This window comes from Ornithinimicrobium sp. CNJ-824, from assembly GCF_001942405.1.
Taxonomy (GTDB): Bacteria; Actinomycetota; Actinomycetes; order Actinomycetales; family Dermatophilaceae; genus Ornithinicoccus; species Ornithinicoccus kibberensis.
Map to the genome: position 1 here is coordinate 171878 of NZ_MKKA01000055.1, position 21917 is coordinate 193794.

A 21917-nucleotide genomic window follows, 5' to 3' on the forward strand; every position below is an offset into this window, starting at 1 on the left:
GGCCGGTGACCACCGCCGAGCGCCGACGACTGGCCGACTCCGACGACTCCCGGGCGCTGGCGCCGCTGGGGCCCTACGTCTCCGGACGGCAGTGGGGGACCGTCCGGGAGGACTACTCCGCCGACGGCAACGCCTGGGCGCACCTCCCGTTCGACCACGCCCACCTGCGGGCCTACCGCTGGGGGGAGGACGGGATCGCCGGCCTGTGCGACCTGGAGGGTCACCTCAACGTCGCCGTCGCGATGTGGAACGGGCAGGACGACCGGCTCAAGGAGCGGCTGTTCGGGCTGACGAACCCGCAGGGCAACCATGGCGAGGACGTCAAGGAGTACTGGTGGCACCTCGAGGGGCTGCCCACCCACTCCTACGCCAGCAGCCTCTACCGCTATCCGCAGGCCGCCTTCCCCTACGAGGAGCTGGTGCGGGTCAACGGCGAGCGCGGCGTGCAGGACCCCGAGCTCGAGCTGGCCGACACCGGCGTGCTCGACGAGGACCGGTTCTTCGACGTCGTCGTCACCCACGCCAAGGCGGCGCCCGGCGACGTCGTCGTCGAGGTGACGGCCACCAACCAGGGCCCGGAGGCGGCCCCGCTCCACCTGCTCCCGCAGGTGTGGTTCCGCAACACGTGGTCCTGGGGCCTGGACGACCGGCGCCCCTCGCTGTGGCGGGACGACGCCGCGGCCGACGGGACCGTCGTCGTCCGCGCCGAGCACCCCGAGCTGGGCCCGGTCACCGTGCGGGCCGAGGGCTCGCCGCGGACCCTGTTCTGCGAGAACGACACCAACACCGCCGCCCTCTACGGGCAGGACGCGGTCCCGCCGGGGCACACGGCATACCCCAAGGACTCGGTGGACCGCGCCGTGGTGCACGGGCAGGCCGACGCCTGCAACCCCGAGCAGCGGGGGACGAAGATGGCGTTCTGGTGGGAGTTCGACGCCGTCGCGCCGGGGGAGAGCGTGACCGTGCGCCTGCGGCTGTCCGAGGGCGGCGGCCCCGCCGCCGACGCGCCCGGCGACGAGGAGGTCGTCGCGCTGCGGCGGCAGGAGGCCGACGAGTTCTACGCCGAGGTGCTGCCGGAGGGCACCGACGAGCAGGACGCCCTCGTGGCGCGCCGCGCCTTCGCCGGGCTGCAGTGGTGCAAGCAGCTCTACCGCTACGACGTGACCCGCTGGCTGCAGGGCGACCCGGGCCAGCCGCCCCCGCCGCCGGAGCGGGCCGGGCTCCACGGGCGCAACACCGGCTGGCAGCACGTCAACCTCGCCGAGGTCATCTCGATGCCCGACGAGTGGGAGTACCCGTGGTTCGCCACCTGGGACCTGGCCTTCCACTGCGTCGCCTACGCCCACGTCGACCCGTTCTTCGCCAAGTGGCAGCTGCTGCTCATGTGCCGGGAGTGGTCGATGCACCCCAACGGCCAGCTGCCGGCCTACGAGTGGAACTTCTCCGACGTCAACCCGCCCGTGCACCCCTGGGCCGCCTGGCAGGTCTACTGCATCGACGGCTCGCGCGACCGGGTCTTCCTCGAGCGCGTCGTGCTGAAGATGCTGCTCAACTTCCCGTGGTGGGTGAACAGGAAGGACGCCGACGGCAGCCACGTCTTCGAGGGCGGGTTCCTGGGCCTGGACAACATCGGCCTGTTCGACCGGTCCGACCCGCTGCCCGACGGGCAGCGCCTGGAGCAGGCCGACGCCACCGCCTGGATGGGGCTGTTCTGCCTCAAGATGCTCCGGATGGCGATGGAGCTGGCCCGGCAGGACCCCGCGTGGGACGAGGTGGCCACCAAGTTCCTCGTCCACTTCCTCTCGATCGCCCAGGCGATGGACGACATCGGCCGGGGGCACGCGCGGCTGTGGGACGAGGAGGACGACTTCTTCCACGACATCCTCACCACCGAGGACGGCCAGGTGCACCGGATGCCGGTGCGCTCGATGGTCGGTCTGCTCCCGCTGTCCGCGGTGGCGATCGTGCCCGACTGGGTCGCCGACGAGCTGCCCGACCTGACCGACTTCTTCGACGGGTGGACCCGGCGCCGCCCCGAGCTGCAGGACGCCCTGCTGCACACCAACCACGAGGGCTTCTCCCTGCGCACGCTGTCGATGGTGGACCGTCGCCAGTGGCGGGCGGTCGTGGCCCGGATGCTGGACGAGGCGGAGTTCCTCTCACCCGGGGGGCTGCGCTCGCTGTCCGCCGCGCACCGCGACGGGGTGCAGGTGCACATCGGCGGGTCGGACCTGTCCCTGGCCTACGTGCCGGGCGAGTCCGACTCCCACATGTTCGGCGGCAACTCCAACTGGCGCGGCCCGGTGTGGCTGCCGGTCAACGCCCTGCTCACCGACGCCCTGCGCACCTACGGGCGCGGCGCCGGGTTCGGCCGGCCGGTGGAGTACCCCACCGGCTCGGGCGAGGAGCTGGCGATCGAGGAGGTGGCGGGCCGGATCGAGCAGCGCCTGGTGGGGCTCTTCCGGCCCGGTCCGGACGGCCGCCGGCCGTCCACCCCGGTGCACCACCCCTCCGGGCCGCTGTGGGACGACCACCCGACGTTCAGCGAGTACTTCGACGGCGACTCCGGGGTCGGGCTGGGGGCCTCCCACCAGACCGGCTGGACCGCCTGGTGGCCCACTTCGTCTGCGCGCCGGACGGGATCGCCAACCGCTGACGGGCCGGGGGTATGCCGTCCCCCGCGGCGCCGGGTGCGGCATACCCCCGGAGTAGCCTGGGGACGGAGGTGAGCGGCGTGATCCGCACCGCGCTGGTGGTCGACGACGAGCCGCAGATCCGCGCGCTGCTGGCGGCCTACCTGGCCCGGGACGGGTTCGTGGTGCGCGAGGCCGGAACGGGGGCCGAGGCGCTGCGCCAGGCCGGGCTGGAACCACCGCCCGACGTGGTGCTGCTCGACGTCGGGCTGCCCGACCTCGACGGGATGGAGGTCCTGCGTCGGCTGCGGCGGGAGCGCGACCTGCCGGTCGTCATGGTCAGCGCCCGCGCCGAGGGGGGGGGACGTCCTCATGGGTCTGGCGGCCGGGGCGGACGACTACGTCACCAAGCCGTTCCGCCCCCGGGAGGTGGCCGCGCGGGTGTCCGCCGTGCTCCGCCGTGCGGCCCCCCCCGCCCGAGCCGTCGCTGGAGCCGGACGAGGACGTGCTGACCTTCCCCGGCCTGCTGATCGACCGCGCCCGCCGGGAGGTGCACCGCGACGAGGTCCTGCGGCCGCTGTCGGCCCTCCAGTTCGACCTGCTGTGGGCGCTGGCGGAGGAGCCCGGACGGGTGTTCACCCGCGACCAGCTGCTGCAGCGGGTCTGGGGCTACGACCACGTCGGCGACGAGCGGGTCGTCGACGTGCACGTGCGCAGCCTGCGCCGGGCCCTGGACGACGACGCGTCGGCGCCGCGGGTCGTCGGCACGGTGCGGGGGGTGGGCTACAAGTTCCTGCCCGCGCGGGTCGACGCCCTCGGCGGCGTCCCGTCGGGCGGACCGGCCACGGGCGGGACGACGTGACCCGGCGGCGACCGTGAGCTGGTGGCGCTCCCTGCGCGCGCGGCTGGTCCTCTCGCACGTGCTGGTGGCCCTCGTCTCCGGCCTGGTCACCGTGGTCGTCCTGCGCCTCGTCGCGCTCCAGGGGTGGGACCGGGCCATGGGCATGGGCGAGGGCGTCGGCGCACGCCACGGTGCGGGGGGCGACGGTGCTCCTGGCGGCCCGGCCGGGATGGCCGGCTTCCGGGCGGAGTTCGTCGACAGCGTCGACCGGGCCGTGCTGGTGGGCGTCGTGGTCGGGCTCCTGGTCGCGCTGGTCCTGGGCGTGCTGGCGGCCCGGCGGACCGCCCGGCCGCTGGAGCAGCTGCGGACGGCGGCGCGCGACCTGTCGCTGGGGCGCTACGACGTGGACGTCCCGCACCCGGGGACCACCGAGCTGGCCGGCCTCGCCGACGACGTGCGTGAGCTCGGGGAGCGGCTCGCGGCCACCGAGGCCCGGCGGGCCCGGCTCATCGGCGAGGTGGCGCACGAGATGCGCACGCCCCTGACCGTGACCCGGGGGTATGCCGAGGCCATGCTCGACGGGGTCGTGCCGGCCGACGAGGTCGCGCTGGGCAAGGTCGTGGACCAGACCCGACGGCTCGAGCGGCTCGCCGAGGACCTGGGCAGCCTGTCGAGGGCGGAGGAGGGGCGCCTGGAGGTCCGGGTCGTCGAGGACGCCGACCTCGCCGCGACGGTCGCCGACGCGGTGGCCGCGGTCCACGACCGCGCCGCGGGCCACGAGGTGACCGTCCGCCTGGCCGCCCCCGACCGTCTCGTGGTCCGGCACGACCCGGACCGGATCGCCCAGGTGGTGACCAACCTGCTGACCAACGCCGTCCGGGCCAGCGGCCCGGGGGACCGGGTCGAGGTCACGGTCGACGGTCCCGGACCGGGGGCAGGGGGCACCGGGCAGGTGGCGACCGTCGAGGTCGTCGACCATGGGGTGGGGCTGCGTCCCGGTGAGGAGACGGCCGTCTTCGAGCGGTTCTACCGGGGCGAGGAGAGCGCGGACGCCGACGGCTCCGGGATCGGACTGACCATCGCCCGTGCCCTGGCGCGGGCGCACGGCGGTGACCTGGTCGCCGCCAGCGACGGCCCGGGGCGGGGCTCCCGGTTCACCATGACGCTCCCGGTGCCCGGCCCAGCGAGCGTCCCACCCCGCGGGTAGGGCCGCCGGACCGCACGCGGAGGCGGGCGGCACGGTCACGCGTGCCGCCCGCCGGTTCCCGCGGTCAGTCGTCGTCGGTGCTCGCCATCGGGCAGTCGCCCGTGCCGTCACCGTGCTGGTGACCGCCCTGGCCGGCCAGGCCGCCGGGGCCCTGGTGCAGCGCCCTGCCCGGCCCGTCGAGGCCGTGCTGCCGACCCGGACCCTGTCCGTCGGGGCCCTGCCGCATCCCCTGGTCACCGGCACCCGGCCGCATCCCTGGGCCGGAGCCGTCGCCCCGACGTCCGCCGTTCATGCCCGCCGTGTCGGGCAGCTCGCCGGCCGCCGCGGCCTCGAAGGCCGCCAGGTGGTGCTCGGAGGCGTTGAGCAGGTTGCCCAGCACCCGGTCGACGTCCTCGTCGTCGATCTCGTCGATCGCCGACTCCAGGTGCTCGATGTCCGCCTTCTCCAGCTCGATGCCGACCTCGAACGCGGCGTCCGGGCTCACCAGGCCGCGCTCCAGCCAGTCGTCGTACATCGTCTGGATCTGCTCGTTCTCGAACTCGCCGGGCTCGCCCTCCCCGGGAACCGTGCCGCCCTTCAGCTCGATCAGCCGGGAGACCGCGTCGTGGTGCTTCTGCTCGGAGCGCTGGATCTGCGTGAACGGCGCCAACCCGTCGTGGGCCTCTCCCAGCTCGTCGTAGAGGTCGCGCGCCATGCGCTCCTCCTCGACGTTGAACTGCAGGGCGTCCAGCACCTCGGTCGTGGTGGTGCCGTCGTCGGTGTCGTCGTCACCGCTCTGCGCGATGGCGACCCCGGTCCCCAGGACGAGGGCCGTGCCGACACCCGTCGCCAGCAGCGTGCTCATGAATCTGGTCCTCGTTGTCATCGGTCGTCCTTTCTCTGGTGGTCTACAACCGAGTCAACGCCTCCCGCGTGAAGAGCCGGCGGTGCCGTCCGTGAAGATTCGATGAAGGCGGCCTCCTGGGCCGGTCAGCCCCTGCGGCATACCCTGGACCGATGGTCAAGGTCACCCAGCGTCGGCGCGTGACCCGGCTGTCCGCGGACGGGGCGGTGCGGGAGCGGGCCGACACCCTCGCGGGGGAGGAGCCGCTGGAGGTCCGGGTCGGGGGACGCCCCCTGTCGGTGACCATGCGCACCCCGGGGTCCGACTTCGACCTGGCCGTGGGCTTCCTGCACGGCGAGGGGGTGGTGCGCGGCTGGGACGACGTCGCCCAGATCGACTACCGCTCCGGCATCGGGGCCGACGGGCAGCGGGACTACAACGTCGTGGACGTCACCCTCGCCGAGGGGGTGGCACCGCCCGACCCGTCGTTGGAGCGCCACGTCTACACGTCGAGCTCGTGCGGCATCTGCGGCACCAGCTCGATCGAGGCGGTCCGTCGCACGGGGGAGTACGACCTGCGGGTGGACCGGGTCGCCCACCCCCTGGCCCAGCTGCTCGCCCTGCCCGACCGGCTGCGGGAGGAGCAGAAGGTCTTCGACCGGACGGGCGGCGTGCACGCCGCCGCCCTGTTCCTTCCCGGCGCCGCCGGGCTGGAGCCGGCCTGCGTCCGGGAGGACGTGGGCCGCCACAACGCGGTCGACAAGGTGGTCGGGTGGGCGCTGCGCGAGCGGGGTATGCCGTTGCCCGGCGCCGTCCTGCAGGTCTCGGGGCGGGCCTCCTTCGAGCTGGTGCAGAAGGCCGCCCTCGCCGGGGTCGCGACGCTGTCGGCCGTGTCGGCCCCGTCCGCGCTGGCGGTCGAGCTGGGGGAGGAGCTGGGGATGACGGTCATCGGGTTCAACCGGGGGAGCAGCCTGAACGTCTACTGCGGCCGGGAGCGGGTGCTCGCCTGACCTCGGCCGACCGCGCCGGGGGACGGACGCGGTCGGGTTTCTCCCAGGTGGGGACGTCAGGCTGGGGGCATGAGCGTCCAGGAGCAGGGCCGGGCCGCCCTCGTCGGTGTCGCCGCGGGGGCAGCCACGCTGGGGGTGGCCGAGCTGGGGGCCGGGGTCGCCGTGCGGCTGCTGGGGGCGACGGGGACTCCCTCCCCGCTGCTCGCGGTGGCGGGCGCGTTCGTCGACCGCACGCCCGCCTGGCTCAAGGACTGGGCGGTCGCGACCTTGGGCACCGCCGACAAGATCGCCCTGGGGGTCGGGATGGGGCTCGTCCTGGTCGTCGTGACCGCCCTCGTGGGAGTCCTGGGCAGGACGTCGCGCGCCCTGGCCGTCGGTCTCTTCCTCCTCGTCGGGGCGCTGGGCCTGGGCGCCGTGCTGTCCCGGCCGGGCGCCATGCCGGCCGACCTGTGGCCGACGCTCGCCGGGCTTGCGGTCGGGACCGCGGTGCTCGTCGTGGGGCTGGGACGCCTGGGGCCCTTCCCCGAGGAGCCGGGGCAGACGGGACCGGTGGCGGGACGCCGCCAGGTCGTCCTCGCCGCCGGCGGTGTGGGCGTGCTGGGCGTCCTGGGGATCGTGGCGGGCCAGGCGCTGACCCGCACGGGACGCGCGACGGGTGCGGCCGTGCGCGCGCTGGGCCTGCCGGTCCCCGTCCGTCGGGTGCAGATCCCGGCTGCCGCGGCCGCATCGGTGGAGGGCCAGAGCCCGTTCGTCACCCCGACGGAGGAGTTCTACCGCATCGACACCGCCCTGTGGGTGCCCCGGGTCGACCCGGCGACGTGGACGCTCCGGGTCACCGGCCTCGTGGAGCAGGAGGTCGAGATCGACTGGGCCGAGCTGCTCGAGCAGGACCACGTCGAGGCGATCGTCACCCTCACCTGCGTCTCCAACACCGTCGGCGGTCCGCTGGTGGGCAACACCGTCTGGACCGGATGGCCGGTGCGCGAGCTGCTCGCCCGGGCCGGGGTGCGGCCCGAGGCCGACATGGTCCTGTCCCGCAGCGCCGACGGCTGGACGGCCGGGACCCCGATCGAGGCGCTCACCGACGACCGGGACGCCCTCATCGCCGTGGCGATGGACGGCGAGCCGCTGCCGCCCGAGCACGGCTACCCGGTCCGGCTGGTCGTGCCGGGCCTCTACGGCTACGTCTCCGCCACCAAGTGGGTCACCGAGCTCAAGGTCACCCGGTTCGACGCGGACGAGGGCTACTGGACGCCCCGCGGCTGGGCCGAACGGGGGCCGGTCAAGACCGCCTCGCGGATCGACGTCCCCCGCAGCGAGGCCAGGTGCGGGCCGGTGAGGTGGTGGTGGCCGGCGTCGCCTGGGCGCAGCAACGGGGCGTCGACGCCGTCGAGGTGCGCGTCGACGACGGGCCCTGGCAGCAGGCCGAGCTGGCCGCCGAGCCCAGCATCGACGCGTGGCGGCTGTGGAGCTGGACCTGGCCCGAGGCGGCCCCCGGCCGCCACCAGCTGACGGTCCGGGCCACGGACGGCACCGGTGAGACCCAGACCGACACCCCGGCCGCGCCCGCCCCCGACGGCGCCAGCGGCTGGCACGCGGTCGAGGTGACGGTCGTCGAGGACGACTAGGTCGGGGACGACCCCTGTGGACGGGAGGGGGTGGGCGGTCGGTGCGACCGCATACCCTTGACCGGTGCCCGACCGCCCCGACCTCACCGAGCTCCTGCACGCCGCCGTGACGGCGGTGGGTGGCACCGAGCGGCCCGGACAGGTGGAGATGGCCCGGGCCGTGGCCCGCGCCGTCGAGCGCGAGGAGCACCTGCTCGTGCAGGCCGGGACGGGGACCGGCAAGTCGCTGGCCTACCTCGTGCCCGCGGTGGCGCACGCGATGGCCACCGGCAAGCCGGTCGTCGTGGCCACCGCGACCCTGGCGCTGCAGGCCCAGATCGTCGACCGGGACCTGCCCAGGATCGCCGAGGCCCTGCGCCCGCTGATGGGGCGACGCCCCACCTACGCCCTGGTCAAGGGCCGGTCCAACTACCTCTGCCGGCACAAGGTCGTCGGCGGCTTCCCGGACGACGACGAGGACGCCCTGCTGGCGGTCGGGGCCTTCGACGCCGACCGCTCACGGCTGGGGGGCGAGGTCGTCCGGCTTCGCGAGTGGGCGGAGGTGACCGAGTCCGGCGACCGGGACGAGCTCGTCCCCGGCGTCAGCCAGCGGGCCTGGCGGCAGGTGTCGGTCACCGCCAAGGAGTGCCTGGGCAGCCGCTGCCCCGTCGTCGCCGAGTGCTTCGTCGAGCAGTCGCGGGAGGTCGCCCGCGACGTCGACGTGATCGTCACCAACCACGCGTTCATGGCGATCGACGCGTTCGAGGGCCGGCACATGCTGCCCGACCACGACCTGCTCGTCGTCGACGAGGCGCACGAGCTGACCGACCGGATCACCTCCACGGTCACCGACGAGCTGACCTCCTCCGCGGTCTCGGTCGCCGCCCGCCGGGCCGGCAAGGGGGACGCGGCGGGTCGGCTCGCCGACACGACGGACCTCGTGGCCGACACCCTGGAGGATCTGCCGGAGGGCCGGCTGGACCGCCTGCCCGAGCGGCTCGTCGAGACGCTGCAGCTGGTCCGGGACGCCGCCCGGGCCGCCCTGTCGGAGATCAAGCCCGACAAGGGCGCCGAGGTCGACGGGTCCACCCAGCTGGCGCTGGCGGCCGTCGAGGAGGTGCACGACGTCGCCGCGCGGGTCCTCGAGGAGCGCGAGCTCGACGTGGCCTGGCTCAGCAAGGACCCGCGCCGAGGAGCGGTCCTGCGGGTGGCGCCGATGAGCGTGGCGATGGCGGTGCGCGAGAAGATCTTCGGCGAGCGCACGGTGGTGCTCACGTCGGCCACGATCGAGCTCGGCGGGAGCTTCGACGCCGTCGCCGGCACGCTGGGCCTCAAGGGGGCCGGGTCCCCGCCGTGGACCGGCCTGGACGTCGGCTCGCCGTTCGACTACCCGCAGCAGGCCATCGCCTACGTCGCGGCCCACCTGCCGGCGCCGGGCCGGGACGGGGCCGCCCCCGTCGTCTTCGACGAGATCGAGGCGCTGGTCCGGGCGGCCGGAGGGCGCACGCTGGGGCTGTTCAGCTCCCGCCGCGCCGCCGAGGCCGCCGCCGAGCAGCTGAGGGACCGCCTGTCCGACACCGACATCCGGGTGCTGTGCCAGGGCGACGACCAGACCCCCACCCTGGTCCGGGAGTTCGCCTCCGACGCCAGCACCTGCCTGTTCGGCACGATGTCGCTGTGGCAGGGGGTCGACGTCCCCGGCCCGGCCTGCCAGCTGGTGATCATCGACCGGATCCCCTTCCCCCGGCCCGACGACCCGCTCTCCTCGGCCCGGTCGGAGGCGATCTCCCGCGCCGGCGGCAACGGGTTCATGAGCGTCTCGGCCACGCACGCCGCCCTGCGCCTGGCCCAGGGCGCCGGTCGCCTCGTGCGGCGGGCCGACGACCGCGGCGTGGTCGCCTTCCTGGACCCGCGGATGACGAGCGCCCGCTACGCGCCCTTTCTGCAGCGGTCCCTGCCGCCGTTCTGGCCCACGACCGACCGCGACCTCGTCCTCGGGGCCCTGCGACGGCTCGACGGGACGGCCGGGGAGGTCGTCCCGGTGGCCGCACCGGCCGCGCGGGGGCTCGGCGGGGCCACGACCGGACCGGTCGCGGTGGACGTCCCCGTCGCCCGGTCCCCCCGGACGGCGGTCACGGGCGGCCACGCGTGGTCCGCCGAGCAGGACGAGGAGCTGCGCGACGGGCTGGAGGCCGGGATCCCCGTCGAGGAGCTCGCCGACCACCTCGAGCTGGCACCCGACCTGGTGACCGCCCGGATCAACCAGCTGGGCCTCGGCCGCGCCGGCTGAGCCCGTCCGGGCGGGCGGGCCCATCCGGTGCGGGACCGGCTCAGCCCATCATCACCTCGGCGCCGAAGTAGGCGGCGAGGTTGAGGCCCACGAAACCGACCGCGACGAGGGTGAGGATGCCGGCCGGCACCCAGCCGCGACGGTCACCCTGCCGGTCCGCGCGACGGGCGAACCAGGCGGACACCACCGCCGGAAGGAAGAAGACCAGCAGCGCGGGCACGCTGGAGGCCAGGATCGCCCACAGCGGAGGCTCCACGGTGCCCCCGACGGGATGGCCGAGCAGGGAGGCCAGGCCCTCCCCGACCATGAACGCCAGCACGAAGGCGACCGGCAGCAGCAGCATGCTCAGCCAGGCGTTGCGCACGTCGTGGTGACCGGTGTCCTCACGGACGGGACGGGTGGTGATGGTCGACATACCGCACCTCCTTGTGCGACGAGGACCCAGGACCCCAGGTCCCTACCTTCATCATGCTCCCGGCCGGAGTGCCGCACAACGTCACCCCTGTGTGCCGTGGGACACGTCGGTCGGTGGGGCGTGGCAGGCTGGGGACCATGAGCATCCCCACGCTGGCCCTCGTGCAGGGACCGGAGGAGATCCTGGCCGAGCGGGGCGTGGAGTCGGTCGTCGACGCGGTCCGCGCGGCCGAGCCCGAGGCCGAGGTCGTGCGTCTCTACGCCGCCTCCTACCAGCCCGGCGAGCTGGGCGTGCACGCCAGCCCCAGCCTCTTCGGCGGGTGGACCGTGATCGTCGTCCACGACATGGACGAGGCCGACGACGCGCTCGTCGAGGACCTGCTGGCCTACCTGGCCCGGCCCGAGGAGTCCGTCACGCTCGTGGTGCGGCACAAGAGCGGCAACCGCGGCAAGAAGGTCCTCGACACCCTCCGGGCCGGCGGGGCCCGCACGATCGAGGCGAAGGCGGTGAGGTCGGAGGCGGACAAGCACGCCTTCGTCAAGCACGAGTTCCGCGAGGCCCGGCGCAGGATCGCCGAGGACGCCGTGGGCGCCCTGGTCCAGGCCGTGGGCAAGGACCTGCGCGAGCTGGCCGGGGCCTGCGCCCAGCTCGCCCGCGACGTCCAGGGGACCGTCGAGGTCGAGGACGTGCACACCTACTACGGCGAACGGGTCGAGACGACCGGGTTCAAGGTGGCCGAGGCGGCGCTGGCCGGCGACGAGGCCGGCGCCATGTCGCTGCTGCGGCACGCGATGAACGGCGGGCTGGACCCCGTCCCGCTCGTGGCCGTCCTGGCGATGCAGCTGCGACAGGTCGGCCGGGTGGCCGCGGCGGGGCGGGGCAGCTCCACCCAGGTTGCGCGCGACCTCGGCATCGCGCCCTGGCAGGTCGACCAGGCCCGCCGGGTCGCCCGGGGCTGGGACGGCCCCCGGCTGGGGCGGGCGGTCGAGGCGGTCGCCCGCGCCGACGTCGACGTCAAGGGCGGCCTGCGCACGGAGGCCGCGGTCAGGGCCCCGGAGTATGCCGTGGAGCGCGCGGTCCTGCAGGTCTGCCGTGCGCGGCACGGGGAGGACGGATGAGCGCCGACGGTCCCCGTCCGGTGTGGCACCTGGCCGACCGGGCGCGCTGGGAGGAGGCGCTGACCTCCGGGTCCTACGAACGGTCCACCCGGGGAGCGACCCTCGCCGAGGTGGGTTTCGTCCACGCCGCCTACCCCGAGCAGCTACCCGGCGTCGTGGCCGCCCACTACGTGCGGGAGACGGGGGAGCTCGTCGTGCTGGAGATCGACGTCGCCCGGCTCGGGGAGGCGACCCCGGTGCGGGTCGAGCCCGGCGACCCGGACGACCCCGAGGGGGAGCACTACCCCCACCTCTACGGTCCCGTCCCGGTGGAGGCGGTCGTGCGCACCCGCCCGGCCAGGGTCGAGCGGGGCTGGCTGGACCTGGGCGGCTGGGAGCCTGGTCCGGGCGCGTAGAGTTGCCGGCCGGACCCTGCCGGCGGCGGCCGGCTGCGGCCAGGGAGCCGGGGCTCAGCCGTCGGCCAGGTCCTCGGTGCCGCGGAAGGTGACCTCGACCTGGATCTCGCCGGCCAGCCGCTCCAGGTCGGCCTGGAGGGCGTCGGCGTCGGTGCCTTCCGGCACCGTGGCCACGACCGTCGCCTCGAACAGCTGCCCGCCGGCCATCGGGGCCTCGACCGTGCGGGTCTCCAGCTCGGCCACGTTGAGCCCGTGGTCGGCGAGCACGGTGGAGATCGAGCGGACGATGCCGGGCTGGTCGTTGCCCATGATCTCAACGAGCACCGGTCGGCCCGGCCTGCCGGCCTCGTCGGCCGGCGTGCCCCCGGGGCGCACCGACACCTCGAGCAGCCCGACCAGCGGCTCCAGCGCCGCCCGCAGGTCCTCGGCCCGCTCCTGCGGCACGGAGACGACGACGACCCCGGCGAAGGTGCCGGCCAGCTCGCCGAGGCGGCTCTCCTCCCAGTTGCCGCCGTGCTGGTCGACCACGTCGGCCAGGGCCCGCACGAGGCCGGAACGGTCGTCGCCGACCACGGTGAGGACGAGCTGGGTACGCATCCTGCGATGGTAGCGAGTCGCGCAGGTTCCGCGTCGGACTTGGGGCGCGGGCCCCGCCGCTGCTAGATTGGGTGGTCGCGTGCGCGCTCGGTCGTGCGCGCACCGCCAGCAGCACCACGCGCGGCTCCCCGCCAGGGCCCCCCACGCCTCACGTTCCGGGCCGCGCGATGTCGCCCTCACGACATACCCCGACGACTGAAGCAGGAAGACACTTCGTGGCAAACATCAAGTCCCAGATCAAGCGCGTCAAGACGAACGCCAAGCGCACCGAGCGCAACCGGGCGCACAAGTCCGAGCTGCGCACCTGGATCCGCCGGTTCCGCGACGCCGCCGACAGCGGTGACACCACCGCGGCCGCGGACGCGCTGAAGAAGGCTCCACCAAGCTCGACAAGGCCGTCTCCAAGGGCGTCATCCACGCCAACCAGGCGGCCAACAAGAAGTCGGCGATGGCCCGCCGCTTCAACAGCATCGGCGCCTGAGCTCCGCAGCTCGCGCGACGGGCGCCCCTCCCCGCCGGGAGGGGCGCCCGTCGTCCGTCGGGGGCCGTCCCCCGAGGGCGGGGGCCCGCCCGGCCCCTGCGCTACCATGAGGCCACCATGACGACCCGTTGCGTGCTCCTCCTTACGCAGCCGCGCTGACGACGCACCACCCAGCGCGGCTGACCCCTCCTGAGCGAGGGGCTTTTTTGTGCAACCAGGACCACCGAGAGCACCGACGCGACCAGAGGACGAGACAGCACGATGAGCGAGCGCATCCCGCAGCACCGGTACACCGCCGAGCTGGCCGGCCGGATCGAGGCGGCCTGGCAGGACCGCTGGGAGGCCGAGGGCACCTTCCACTCCGCCAACCCGGCCGGCCCCTGGGCCGAGCCGGACGACCCCCGCCTGGGGACCGGGCACCGCTACATCATGGACATGTTCCCCTACCCCTCCGGCACGGGCCTGCACGTGGGCCACCCCCTGGGCTTCATCGCCACCGACGTGCACGCGCGCTACCTGCGCACGACGGGCATGAACGTGCTGCACACCATGGGCTTCGACGCCTTCGGCCTGCCCGCCGAGCAGTACGCGGTGCAGACCGGGCAGCACCCGCGCACCACCACCGAGCGCAACATGGAGGTCTACCGCAGGCAGCTGCGGCGCCTGGGGATGGGGCACGAGCAGCGCCGCAGCTTCGCCACGATCGACCCCGACTACTACCGCTGGACGCAGTGGATCTTCACCCAGATCTACCACGCCTGGTACGACGAGGACGCCCCGGCGCGCACCGGCGGCGGCACGGGACGGGCCCGCCCGATCGAGGACCTGGTCGAGCAGTTCGCCGCCGGCGAGCGGGCCACCCCCGACGGCCGTCCGTGGGGGCAGCTGAGCCGGGTCGAACAGGCCGAGGTGCTGGACGGGTACCGGCTGGCCTACCTCTCCGACGCCCCCGTCAACTGGTGCCCGGGCCTGGGCACCGTGCTGTCCAACGAGGAGGTCACCGCCGAGGGCAAGTCCGAGCGCGGCGACTTCCCCGTCTTCCGGCGCAGCCTGAGCCAGTGGATGATGCGGATCACCGCCTACGCCGACCGGCTCGTCGACGACCTGGACCGGCTGGACTGGCCGGAGAAGGTCAAGCTCATGCAGCGCAACTGGATCGGCCGGTCCACCGGGGCGCAGGTCCGGTTCCCGGTGACCACGACCGACGGCGGGCAGGACGCCGTCGAGGTGTTCACCACCCGCCCGGACACCCTGTTCGGCGCCACCTTCATGGTGCTGGCCCCCGAGCACCCGCTGGTCGAGCGGCTGGTCCCCGACGCCTGGCCCGAGGGCACCCGGGAGGCGTGGACCGCGGGGGAGGACTCCCCGCGGGGCGCGGTGACGGCATACCAGCGACAGGCCGCCACCCGCTCCGACATGGAGCGGCAGGCCGACACCAGGGCCAAGACGGGAGTCTTCACCGGCGCGTTCGCGACCAACCCGGTGACCGGCACCCTCATCCCCGTCTTCGTGGCCGACTACGTGCTCATGGGCTACGGCACCGGGGCGATCATGGCCGTGCCCGGGCAGGACCAGCGCGACTGGGACTTCGCCACCGCCTACGACCTGCCGATCGTGCGGACCGTGCAGCCGACGCCCGACCACCCCGACGACCAGGCGTTCGTCGGGGAGGGCCCGGCGATCAACTCCGCCAACGACGAGGTCAGCCTGGACGGGCTGGACGTGGCGCAGGCCAAGGAGCGCATCATCACCTGGCTGGTCGGCAAGGGGCTGGGCGAGGCGACCACGACCTACCGGCTGCGCGACTGGCTGTTCAGCCGGCAGCGCTACTGGGGCGAGCCGTTCCCGGTCGTATGGGACGAGGAGGGGGTCGCGCACACCGTGCCCGACCACCTGCTGCCCGTCGAGCTGCCCGAGGTGCCCGACTACTCCCCGCGCACCTTCGACCCGCAGGACGCCCAGTCCTCCCCGGAGGCCCCGCTGGCCCGCGCCACCGACTGGGTGGAGGTCGAGCTGGACCTGGGCGACGGGCGGGGCGTGCGGCGCTACCGCCGCGAGACCAACACGATGCCCAACTGGGCCGGGTCGTGCTGGTACTACCTGCGCTACCTGGACCCGGCCAACGACCAGGCCCCGGTCGACCCGGCGGTCGAGCGCTACTGGATCGGGCCGCGCCCGGCGCCGGTGGCCGGTGCCCCGGCCGGGGCGAGCGACCCGGGCGGGGTCGACCTGTACGTCGGCGGCGTCGAGCACGCGGTGCTGCACCTGCTCTACTCGCGCTTCTGGCACAAGGTCCTCTTCGACCTGGGGCACGTCTCCAGCGAGGAGCCGTTCCGCCGGCTCATCAACCAGGGCATGGTCGAGGCCTGGGTCTACCGCGACGAGCGCGGCTTCCCGGTCCCCGCGGCCGAGGTCGAGGAGCACCCCGACCCCGAGGGCGGCGCCCCCACGTTCACCTGGAACGGCGAGCCGGTCACCCAGGAGTACGGCAAGATGGGCAAGTCGCTGAAGAACGTCGTCACCCCCGATGAGATGTGCGAGCAGTACGGCGCCGACACCTTCCGCGTCTACGAGATGAGCATGGGCCCCCTGGAGCAGTACCGGCCCTGGGAGACCCGGGCGGTCGTGGGGTCGATGCGCTTCCTGCAGCGCCTGTGGCGCAACGTGGTCGACGAGGAGACCGGCGAGCTGGTCGTGGTCGACGCCGAGCCGGACGAGCAGACCGACAAGGCGGTGCACCGCACGATCGACGGGGTGCGGGCCGACTACGAGGCCCTGCGCACCAACACCGCGGTCGCCAAGATGATCGAGCTGAACAACCACCTCACCAAGCTGGCCGAGGTGCCACGCGCGGCCGTCGAGCCGCTCGTGCAGATGGTGGCCCCGGTCGCGCCGCACCTGGCGGAGGAGCTGTGGTCCCGGCTGGGCCATGACACCTCGCTGGCCTATGCCCCCTTCCCCGAGGCCGACCCGGCCAAGCTGGTGGAGGACACCGTCACCTGCGTCGTGCAGGTCAAGGGCAAGGTCCGCGACCGGCTGGAGGTGGCCGCCGACGTCGACCCGGCCACGCTGGAGGAGCTGGCGCTGGCCAGCCCCAAGGTGCAGCACGCCATGGGCGGGGCCCCGGTCCGCAAGGTGATCGTCCGCCCGCCCCACCTGGTCAACGTGGTCGTCTGAGCCCGATGCGCGTCGCCGTCGTCACCGACACCACCGCCTGCCTCGGCGCCGACCGCGCCGAGGCGGCGGGGGTGACCGTCGTCCCCCTCCACGTGCACGTCGGCGGCGGGCGGTCGGTGCCGGCCCGGGAGATCACCCCCGAGGAGGTCGCCGAGATCCTCGCCGCGGGCAAGGAGCGCGCGGCCACGTCCCGCCCGTCGCCGGGCGAGCTGGCCGAGACCTACCGCCGGGTCGTGGCGGAGACCGGCTGCGAGGCCATCGTCTCCGTGCACCTCTCGGCCGGGGTCAGCGGCACCGTCGAGGCCGCCGAGCTGGCCCGGGACGAGCTCGCCGGGCAGGTGCCGGTGGAGGTCGTGGATTCTCGGGTGATCGGGCTGGCGATGGGGTATGCCGTGCTCGCCGGGGCCCGCGCCGCCGCCGGCGGGGCGGACCCCGCGGAGGTCGCGGAGGTCGTGCGGGCGCGGGCGGCGGCCTCCCGCACCTGGTTCTACGTCGACACCCTCGAGCACCTGCGCCGCGGGGGACGGATCGGGCGGGCCGCCGCGCTCGTGGGCGCCGCGCTGGCGATCAAGCCGTTGTTGACCCTGCGCGACGGCGAGGTGCACCCGGCGGCCAAGGTGCGCACGCGGGCCAAGGCGCTGGCCCGGCTGGTCGACCTGGCCGTCGAGGCCGTGGAGACGGCACGGCAGGGGGGCCGGCCGATCGAGCTGGCCGTCCACCAGCTCGCCGCCGAGGAGGGCGCCGCCGCCCTGGCCGAGGAGCTGCGCGGGCGGACCGGCCTGACCCCCGAGATCGCCGTGCTCGACCCCGTGGTGGGCGTGCACACCGGGCCGGGCACCCTGGGCGTCGTGGTCGCGCCGGGCGACCTGCCGTAGGGCCCGCCGGGTCCACACCGGCCCGGGGCCGGGCGGCGCCCTCCACAGCCCCGGCCGGGGGGCTCGTCCGCAGCCGCGGACCGTCCCTAGCGTGACCGGTCATGGGCACCACGAGCAGCGGGCGGGCGGACCCGCTCGCGGACCTCCTCGACGACCGGCACCCGGCGTCGCCGGACGGCGTCGAGGACGGGCGCCACCGCCCGGCGCGGGTGCCCCTGCTCAGCGTGCCGGAGGCGCTGCGGTCGCTGGAGCTGGGCGTCGGCACGGCGGCCGTGCGCGGCGTGCTGGTGCTGGCCCTCGTGGCGGCGCTCGTGCTCACCGGCCGGTGGGCGTGGGTCACCCAGCGGGCCGACCCCGTGCCGCAGGGCGCGGTCGAGAGCCCGGTGACGACCCTGCCCGCGCAGGACCACGACGACGAGGGGCAGGGCCGGCCCCCGGACGGGGCCGCCGCCACCCGGGGCGGGGGCGGGCAGCGGCTGCCGCACGTCGTCGTGCACGTCACCGGCGCCGTCCACGACCCGGCGGTGGTCACCCTGCCGGCAGGGACGCGGGTGGTCGACGCCGTCGCGGCCGCCGGCGGGCTGACGGAGGAGGCCGATGACTCCTCGCTCAACCTCGCCCGGCAGCTCACCGACGGGGAGCAGCTGTGGGTCGGGCGCCCCGGCGAGGAGCCGCCCGCGGGCCTGGTCCCGCCCGTCTCGCCGGCGGCGACGGAGCTCCGGGCACCGGCGGGGGCGCGGGCCCGGAGGAGGGCGGTGGCCCGGGCGTCCCCGTGGACCTCAACCGGGCGACCCGTGCCGACCTGGAGGCGCTGCCCGGGGTGGGACCGGTGACGGCCGGGAAGATCCTGGCGTGGCGCGACGAGCACGGCGGGTTCTCCGTGGTCGAGGAGCTGCTGGAGGTCAGCGGCATCGGCGAGCGGACGCTCGAGCAGCTCCAGCCGTACGTGACGGTCGGGGGCTGATCCGTGCCCCCGGGGCGCACGCTGGACGGGCGCCTCCTGGTGCCGGCCCTGACGGCCTGGGCGGTGCTCGTCGCCCTCCTGCCCAGCCCGGTCCGGCTCCTGCTGGCGGTCGCCGCCGCAGGCGCGGTCGGCGCGGTCGCGGTCCTGGCCGTCCCGCCCGGGCGGCCGGACCGCCCGCGGCCGTGGACGGCCCCGCTGGCCATGAGCCTGGCGGCCACCTGCCTGGTCGCCCTCGCCGCCGGCACCCACCTGGTGCGGGACCGGGCGGGCCCGGTGGGGGACTGGGCCGACGAGCGGGCGGTCGTGTCGCTGACGGCCACGGTGACCACCGAGCCGCGGGTCGTGGACCGGGCGGACGAGCGCGACCCCCTCGTCGTCCTCCACCTGCGGGTCCACGAGATCACCGGGCGGGGCACCACCGCGGCGGTGGGCGCGCCCGTGCTCGTCCTGGCCCCCGCCGGGCAGGGGTGGGAGGAGCTGACCTGGCGCAGCAGCGTGGTCGCCACCGGCCGGCTCGGCCCCGCCGAGCCGGGCGAACGCCCCGTCGCCGTCCTGTCGCCGCGCGGCGGCCCGGCCCTGCAGGAGGGACCGGGCCGGGTGCTCGACGCCGTCGACCACGTCCGGGACCGGTTCCGGCGGGCGGTCGACCCGCTGCCGGCGGACGCGCGCGGCCTCGTGCCCGGTCTGGTCGTCGGAGACACCTCGCTCACCCCGCCGGAGCTCACCGACGACATGCGCGCCACCGGCATGACGCACCTGAGCGCGGTGTCCGGCTCGAACGTGGCCCTCGTCTGCGGGGCGGTGGCGGTGCTCGTCGCCCGGGCCGGGGTGGCCCGGCGGTGGCGCACCCCCCTGGTGCTGCTGGCGCTGGTCGGCTTCGTCCTGCTGTGCCGGCCCGAGCCCTCCGTCCTGCGGGCCGGGGTCATGGGCAGCGTGGGCCTGCTGGCCCTCTCGTCCGGCCGGCGGCGGGTGAGCCTGCCCGCCCTGGGGGCCGCCGTCGTCGTGCTGCTCTGCGTGGACCCCTGGCTGGCCCGGTCCCACGGGTTCGCGCTCTCCACCCTGGCCACCCTCGGCCTGGTCCTCTGGTCGCGGCCGTGGGGCGACGCCATCGCCGGCCGGCTGCCCGCCCGGCTGCGGCTCCTCGGGGACGCCGTCGCGGTGCCGCTGGCCGCCCAGGTCGCCTGCGCGCCGGTCATCGTCCTGCTCCAGGGCAGCATCACCACCGTCGCGGTCCTGGCCAACCTGCTCGCCGCCCCGCTGGTCGCGCCGACGACGGTGCTCGGCGTGCTGGCAGCGGTGCTCTCCCCGCTGTCGGTCGCCCTGGCGTCGGCCGTGGCCTGGGCGGCCGCCCTCCCGGCCTGGACCATCGCCCGGGTCGCCCGGCTGGGGGCGGACGTGCCCTACGGCACGGTCGACTGGGTGGACGGCCCGCCGGGAGCCTGGTTGCTCACCGGGCTGACGGCCGCCCTGCTCGTCACCGGCCCCTGGTGGCGCGACCTGCTCCGGCGCCGGCCGTGGTGGGGCGCTGCCCTGCTCGTCGCCGCGGCCGCGACGCTCTGGCCGGTGCCGGCGTGGCGGACCTGGCCGCCGCCAGGCTGGCAGGTCCTGGCCTGCGACGTCGGCCAGGGCGACGCCACCCTGCTGCGCTCGGGGCCCGCTGCGGCGGTGCTCGTCGACACCGGTCCCGAGCCGGACCTCGTGGCCCGGTGCCTGCGGGAGGCAGGGGTCGAGCGGGTGGACCTGCTCGTGCTGAGCCACTTCCACGCCGACCACGTCGGCGGCCTGGCCGGCGTCCTCGGGGCCGTACCCGTCGCGGCGGCCTACCTCAGCCCCGTCCGGGAGCCCCCCGACGTGGCCGCCGCCACCCTGGCCGAGCTGGCGGCCGCCGGGGTGCCCCACCGGGACGGGACCGCCGGGGAGCGGAGGCGGGCGGGCAGCGTGCTGCTGGAGGTGGTCGGCCCCGGGCCGCGCCCGGTCGTGGGGGGTTCGGCCGCCAACAACGGCAGCCTCGTGGTCGACGCCGCCGTCGGGGACCTGCGCGTGCTGCTCACCGGGGACCTGGAGCCCGAGGGGGCGTGGCCGTTGCGCCGCCCCCTCCAGGGCCGCGACTTCGACGTGCTCAAGGTGGCGCACCACGCTCGGCCGCCCAGGACGAGCGCCTCGTACGGGAGACCCGGGCGGAGGTCGCGCTCATCGGGGTCGGCGCCGACAACTCCTTCGGCCACCCCGCGCCGAGCGCGCTGACCCTCCTGCGGGACGCGGGCATGATCGTGCTGCGCACCGACGTCGACGGGGACGTGGCCGTCGGCCGGAAGGACGACGGCCGGCTCCTGCTCCACCGCAGGGACGGCTGACCGGTCAGGGGACGGGCTGCTCCACGGCCAGCGCCCGTGCGCTCGAGCACAGGCGTCCAGCAGCGCGACCACCGACGGCACCCGCTTGAGGTCGGGGGTGGTGACGATCTGCACGACCCGGCGCGAGGGGGGCGACACCGGCCGGACCACCACGTCGGGGTGGGACACCGAGTGCAGGATGAGCTGCGGGGCCAGGGCCACGCCCAGGCCGGCGGCCACGAGGCCCAGCACCGCGACGTAGTCTCGGTCTCGAAGGTCACGTCCGGCTCGAAGCCCGCGACCCGGGACAGCGCGAGCAGGTGGCCGCGGCACCGGGGGCAGCCGGCGATCCAGGTCTCGGCGGCCAGGTCGGCCAGCTCGACCTCGGGCCGGTCCGCCAACGGGTGGTCCTTGGGCAGGACGAGCATGACCGGGTCGGTGAGGACGTCGATCACCTCCAGCCCGGCCAGGTCGTCCTCGCCCCGCCCGGGGTCGGTCCCCTCGTAGGAGAAGGCGACCGCCAGGTCGACGTCGCCGGAGCGGATCGCGGCCAGCGACTCGGGCGGCTCGGCCTCGGTGAACTTCACCGTGATCTGCGGGTGCTCGCGGCGCAGCAGCGCCAGCGCCCGCGGGACGAGGGTGGCCGAGGAGGAGGGGAAGGCCATGAGCCGCACGACGCCGCTCTGCAGGCCCGCGATCGCGGCCACGTCGGCCTCGGCCCGCTCGAGGGCCTCGAGGATCTGGGTGGCGTGCCGGGCCAGCACCTGCCCGGCCTCGGTCAGCCGCACGGCCCGTCCGCTGCGCTCGACCAGGACGGTGCCGGTCCGCTCCTCGAGCCGGCGGACCATCTGGGAGACCGCGGGCTGGGAGTAGCCCAGGGCGTGCGCGGCCGCGGTGAAGGTCCCCTCCTGGGAGATCGCCCTCATGACCCGCAGCCCTGCAGCATCCAGCATGGGTCGATCCTACAGAGCGTCGCGCAGGGGACCTTGGTCCTGGGCAGGTGTGGACCTGTTCCTCTACTACGGGGGGTCGTGTTGTTGGGATGGTGGGTGGTAGCCAAGCGGTACACACGATGAAGAGAAGGAGCTGGCTGTCATGACTGCTCGTAGCGAGATCAAGGTCGACCCCCACCTGGACGGTCTGGTGGCCGA

Annotated in this window: 17 protein-coding genes and 2 pseudogenes; 15 read left to right on the forward strand and 4 right to left on the reverse strand. The window is 75.1% G+C overall.

The window, feature by feature from the left end; translation table 11 throughout:
- The first annotated feature begins 5 nt into the window (after positions 1-5).
- The 4 genes from BJF81_RS13730 to BJF81_RS13740 are packed head-to-tail and all read left to right on the forward strand — an operon-like array spanning position 6 to position 4681.
- On the forward strand, positions 6-2729 hold the full coding sequence (locus tag BJF81_RS13730; protein ID WP_187345516.1) for an MGH1-like glycoside hydrolase domain-containing protein: 2724 nt from the start codon (positions 6-8) through the stop codon (positions 2727-2729).
- Complete coding sequence (locus BJF81_RS19880; RefSeq protein ID WP_237770245.1) at positions 2726-3145, forward strand: response regulator; 420 nt, start codon at positions 2726-2728, stop codon at positions 3143-3145. Before BJF81_RS13730 ends, BJF81_RS19880 begins: the two co-directional genes overlap by 4 nt.
- Positions 3139-3495 carry a winged helix-turn-helix domain-containing protein gene (locus tag BJF81_RS19885; RefSeq protein ID WP_237770246.1) on the forward strand — a complete coding sequence of 119 codons (357 nt, stop codon included), beginning with the start codon at positions 3139-3141 and terminating at the stop codon, positions 3493-3495. Before BJF81_RS19880 ends, BJF81_RS19885 begins: the two co-directional genes overlap by 7 nt.
- 13 nt (positions 3496-3508) lie before the next feature.
- Positions 3509-4681, forward strand: coding sequence for a HAMP domain-containing sensor histidine kinase (locus BJF81_RS13740; protein ID WP_075958815.1), 1173 nt, complete (start codon positions 3509-3511; stop codon positions 4679-4681).
- 64 nt (positions 4682-4745) lie between these two features.
- Here the strand turns inward: BJF81_RS13740 and BJF81_RS13745 are convergent, their stop codons facing one another.
- Positions 4746-5525 carry a ferritin-like domain-containing protein gene (locus tag BJF81_RS13745; RefSeq protein WP_075958816.1) on the reverse strand — a complete coding sequence of 260 codons (780 nt, stop codon included), beginning with the start codon at positions 5523-5525 and terminating at the stop codon, positions 4746-4748.
- A 152-nt stretch (positions 5526-5677) separates the two neighbouring features.
- Between BJF81_RS13745 and fdhD the strand changes: the two genes are divergently transcribed.
- The 3 genes from fdhD (at position 5678) to BJF81_RS13760 (ending at position 10411) form a co-directional block, all read left to right on the forward strand.
- Complete coding sequence (fdhD, locus tag BJF81_RS13750; protein WP_075958817.1) at positions 5678-6514, forward strand: formate dehydrogenase accessory sulfurtransferase FdhD; 837 nt, start codon at positions 5678-5680, stop codon at positions 6512-6514.
- 69 nt (positions 6515-6583) lie between these two features.
- The gene (locus tag BJF81_RS13755; protein ID WP_342447153.1) at positions 6584-8026 is read left to right on the forward strand and encodes a molybdopterin-dependent oxidoreductase; all 1443 of its coding nucleotides are present in this window, start codon (positions 6584-6586) and stop codon (positions 8024-8026) included.
- A 180-nt stretch (positions 8027-8206) separates the two neighbouring features.
- Entirely contained in the window at positions 8207-10411 is a 2205-nt protein-coding gene (locus tag BJF81_RS13760; RefSeq protein WP_075958818.1) for an ATP-dependent DNA helicase, read from the forward strand.
- Positions 10412-10451: 40 nt separating this feature from the next.
- On the opposite strand, the gene BJF81_RS13765 is transcribed toward BJF81_RS13760, so the two are convergent.
- A complete protein-coding gene (locus tag BJF81_RS13765) occupies positions 10452-10826 on the reverse strand; it encodes a hypothetical protein (RefSeq protein ID WP_075958819.1) in 375 nt (124 codons plus the stop codon).
- Positions 10827-10963: 137 nt separating this feature from the next.
- Here BJF81_RS13765 and holA point away from each other — a divergent pair, with 137 nt between their 5' ends.
- Together holA and BJF81_RS13775 are read left to right on the forward strand one after the other, a co-directional pair.
- Positions 10964-11944 carry a DNA polymerase III subunit delta gene (gene holA, locus BJF81_RS13770; RefSeq protein ID WP_075958820.1) on the forward strand — a complete coding sequence of 327 codons (981 nt, stop codon included), beginning with the start codon at positions 10964-10966 and terminating at the stop codon, positions 11942-11944.
- Positions 11941-12339: a DUF952 domain-containing protein gene (locus BJF81_RS13775; RefSeq protein ID WP_075958821.1), complete on the forward strand. Its 399-nt coding sequence runs from the start codon at positions 11941-11943 to the stop codon at positions 12337-12339. Before holA ends, BJF81_RS13775 begins: the two co-directional genes overlap by 4 nt.
- A 54-nt stretch (positions 12340-12393) precedes the next feature.
- On the opposite strand, the gene BJF81_RS13780 is transcribed toward BJF81_RS13775, so the two are convergent.
- The gene (locus BJF81_RS13780) at positions 12394-12936 is read right to left on the reverse strand and encodes a glycine cleavage system protein R (protein WP_075958822.1); all 543 of its coding nucleotides are present in this window, start codon (positions 12934-12936) and stop codon (positions 12394-12396) included.
- Between the two features lie 215 nt (positions 12937-13151).
- Between BJF81_RS13780 and rpsT the strand changes: the two are divergent.
- From rpsT to BJF81_RS13805, 6 genes and pseudogenes are all read left to right on the forward strand, one after another.
- A pseudogene (rpsT, locus tag BJF81_RS13785) lies at positions 13152-13417 on the forward strand (30S ribosomal protein S20).
- Between the two features lie 261 nt (positions 13418-13678).
- Positions 13679-16594 (forward strand): leucine--tRNA ligase, encoded by a 2916-nt coding sequence (gene leuS, locus BJF81_RS13790; protein ID WP_075958823.1) that lies wholly within the window; start codon positions 13679-13681, stop codon positions 16592-16594.
- A 5-nt stretch (positions 16595-16599) separates the two neighbouring features.
- Positions 16600-17469: a DegV family protein gene (locus tag BJF81_RS13795; RefSeq protein ID WP_075958824.1), complete on the forward strand. Its 870-nt coding sequence runs from the start codon at positions 16600-16602 to the stop codon at positions 17467-17469.
- A gap of 101 nt (positions 17470-17570) precedes the next feature.
- Positions 17571-18302: an SLBB domain-containing protein gene (locus BJF81_RS19890; RefSeq protein ID WP_143780862.1), complete on the forward strand. Its 732-nt coding sequence runs from the start codon at positions 17571-17573 to the stop codon at positions 18300-18302.
- The gene (locus tag BJF81_RS19895; protein ID WP_158068698.1) at positions 18242-18433 is read left to right on the forward strand and encodes a ComEA family DNA-binding protein; all 192 of its coding nucleotides are present in this window, start codon (positions 18242-18244) and stop codon (positions 18431-18433) included. The genes BJF81_RS19890 and BJF81_RS19895 overlap by 61 nt, the downstream gene beginning before the upstream one ends.
- A gap of 3 nt (positions 18434-18436) precedes the next feature.
- Entirely contained in the window at positions 18437-20677 is a 2241-nt protein-coding gene (locus BJF81_RS13805; protein WP_083664238.1) for a ComEC/Rec2 family competence protein, read from the forward strand.
- Positions 20678-20820: 143 nt separating this feature from the next.
- Here BJF81_RS13805 and BJF81_RS16960 read toward each other — a convergent pair.
- Positions 20821-21719 (reverse strand): annotated as a pseudogene (locus tag BJF81_RS16960) (LysR substrate-binding domain-containing protein); the annotation flags it as partial.
- Between the last annotated feature and the right edge of the window lie 198 nt (positions 21720-21917).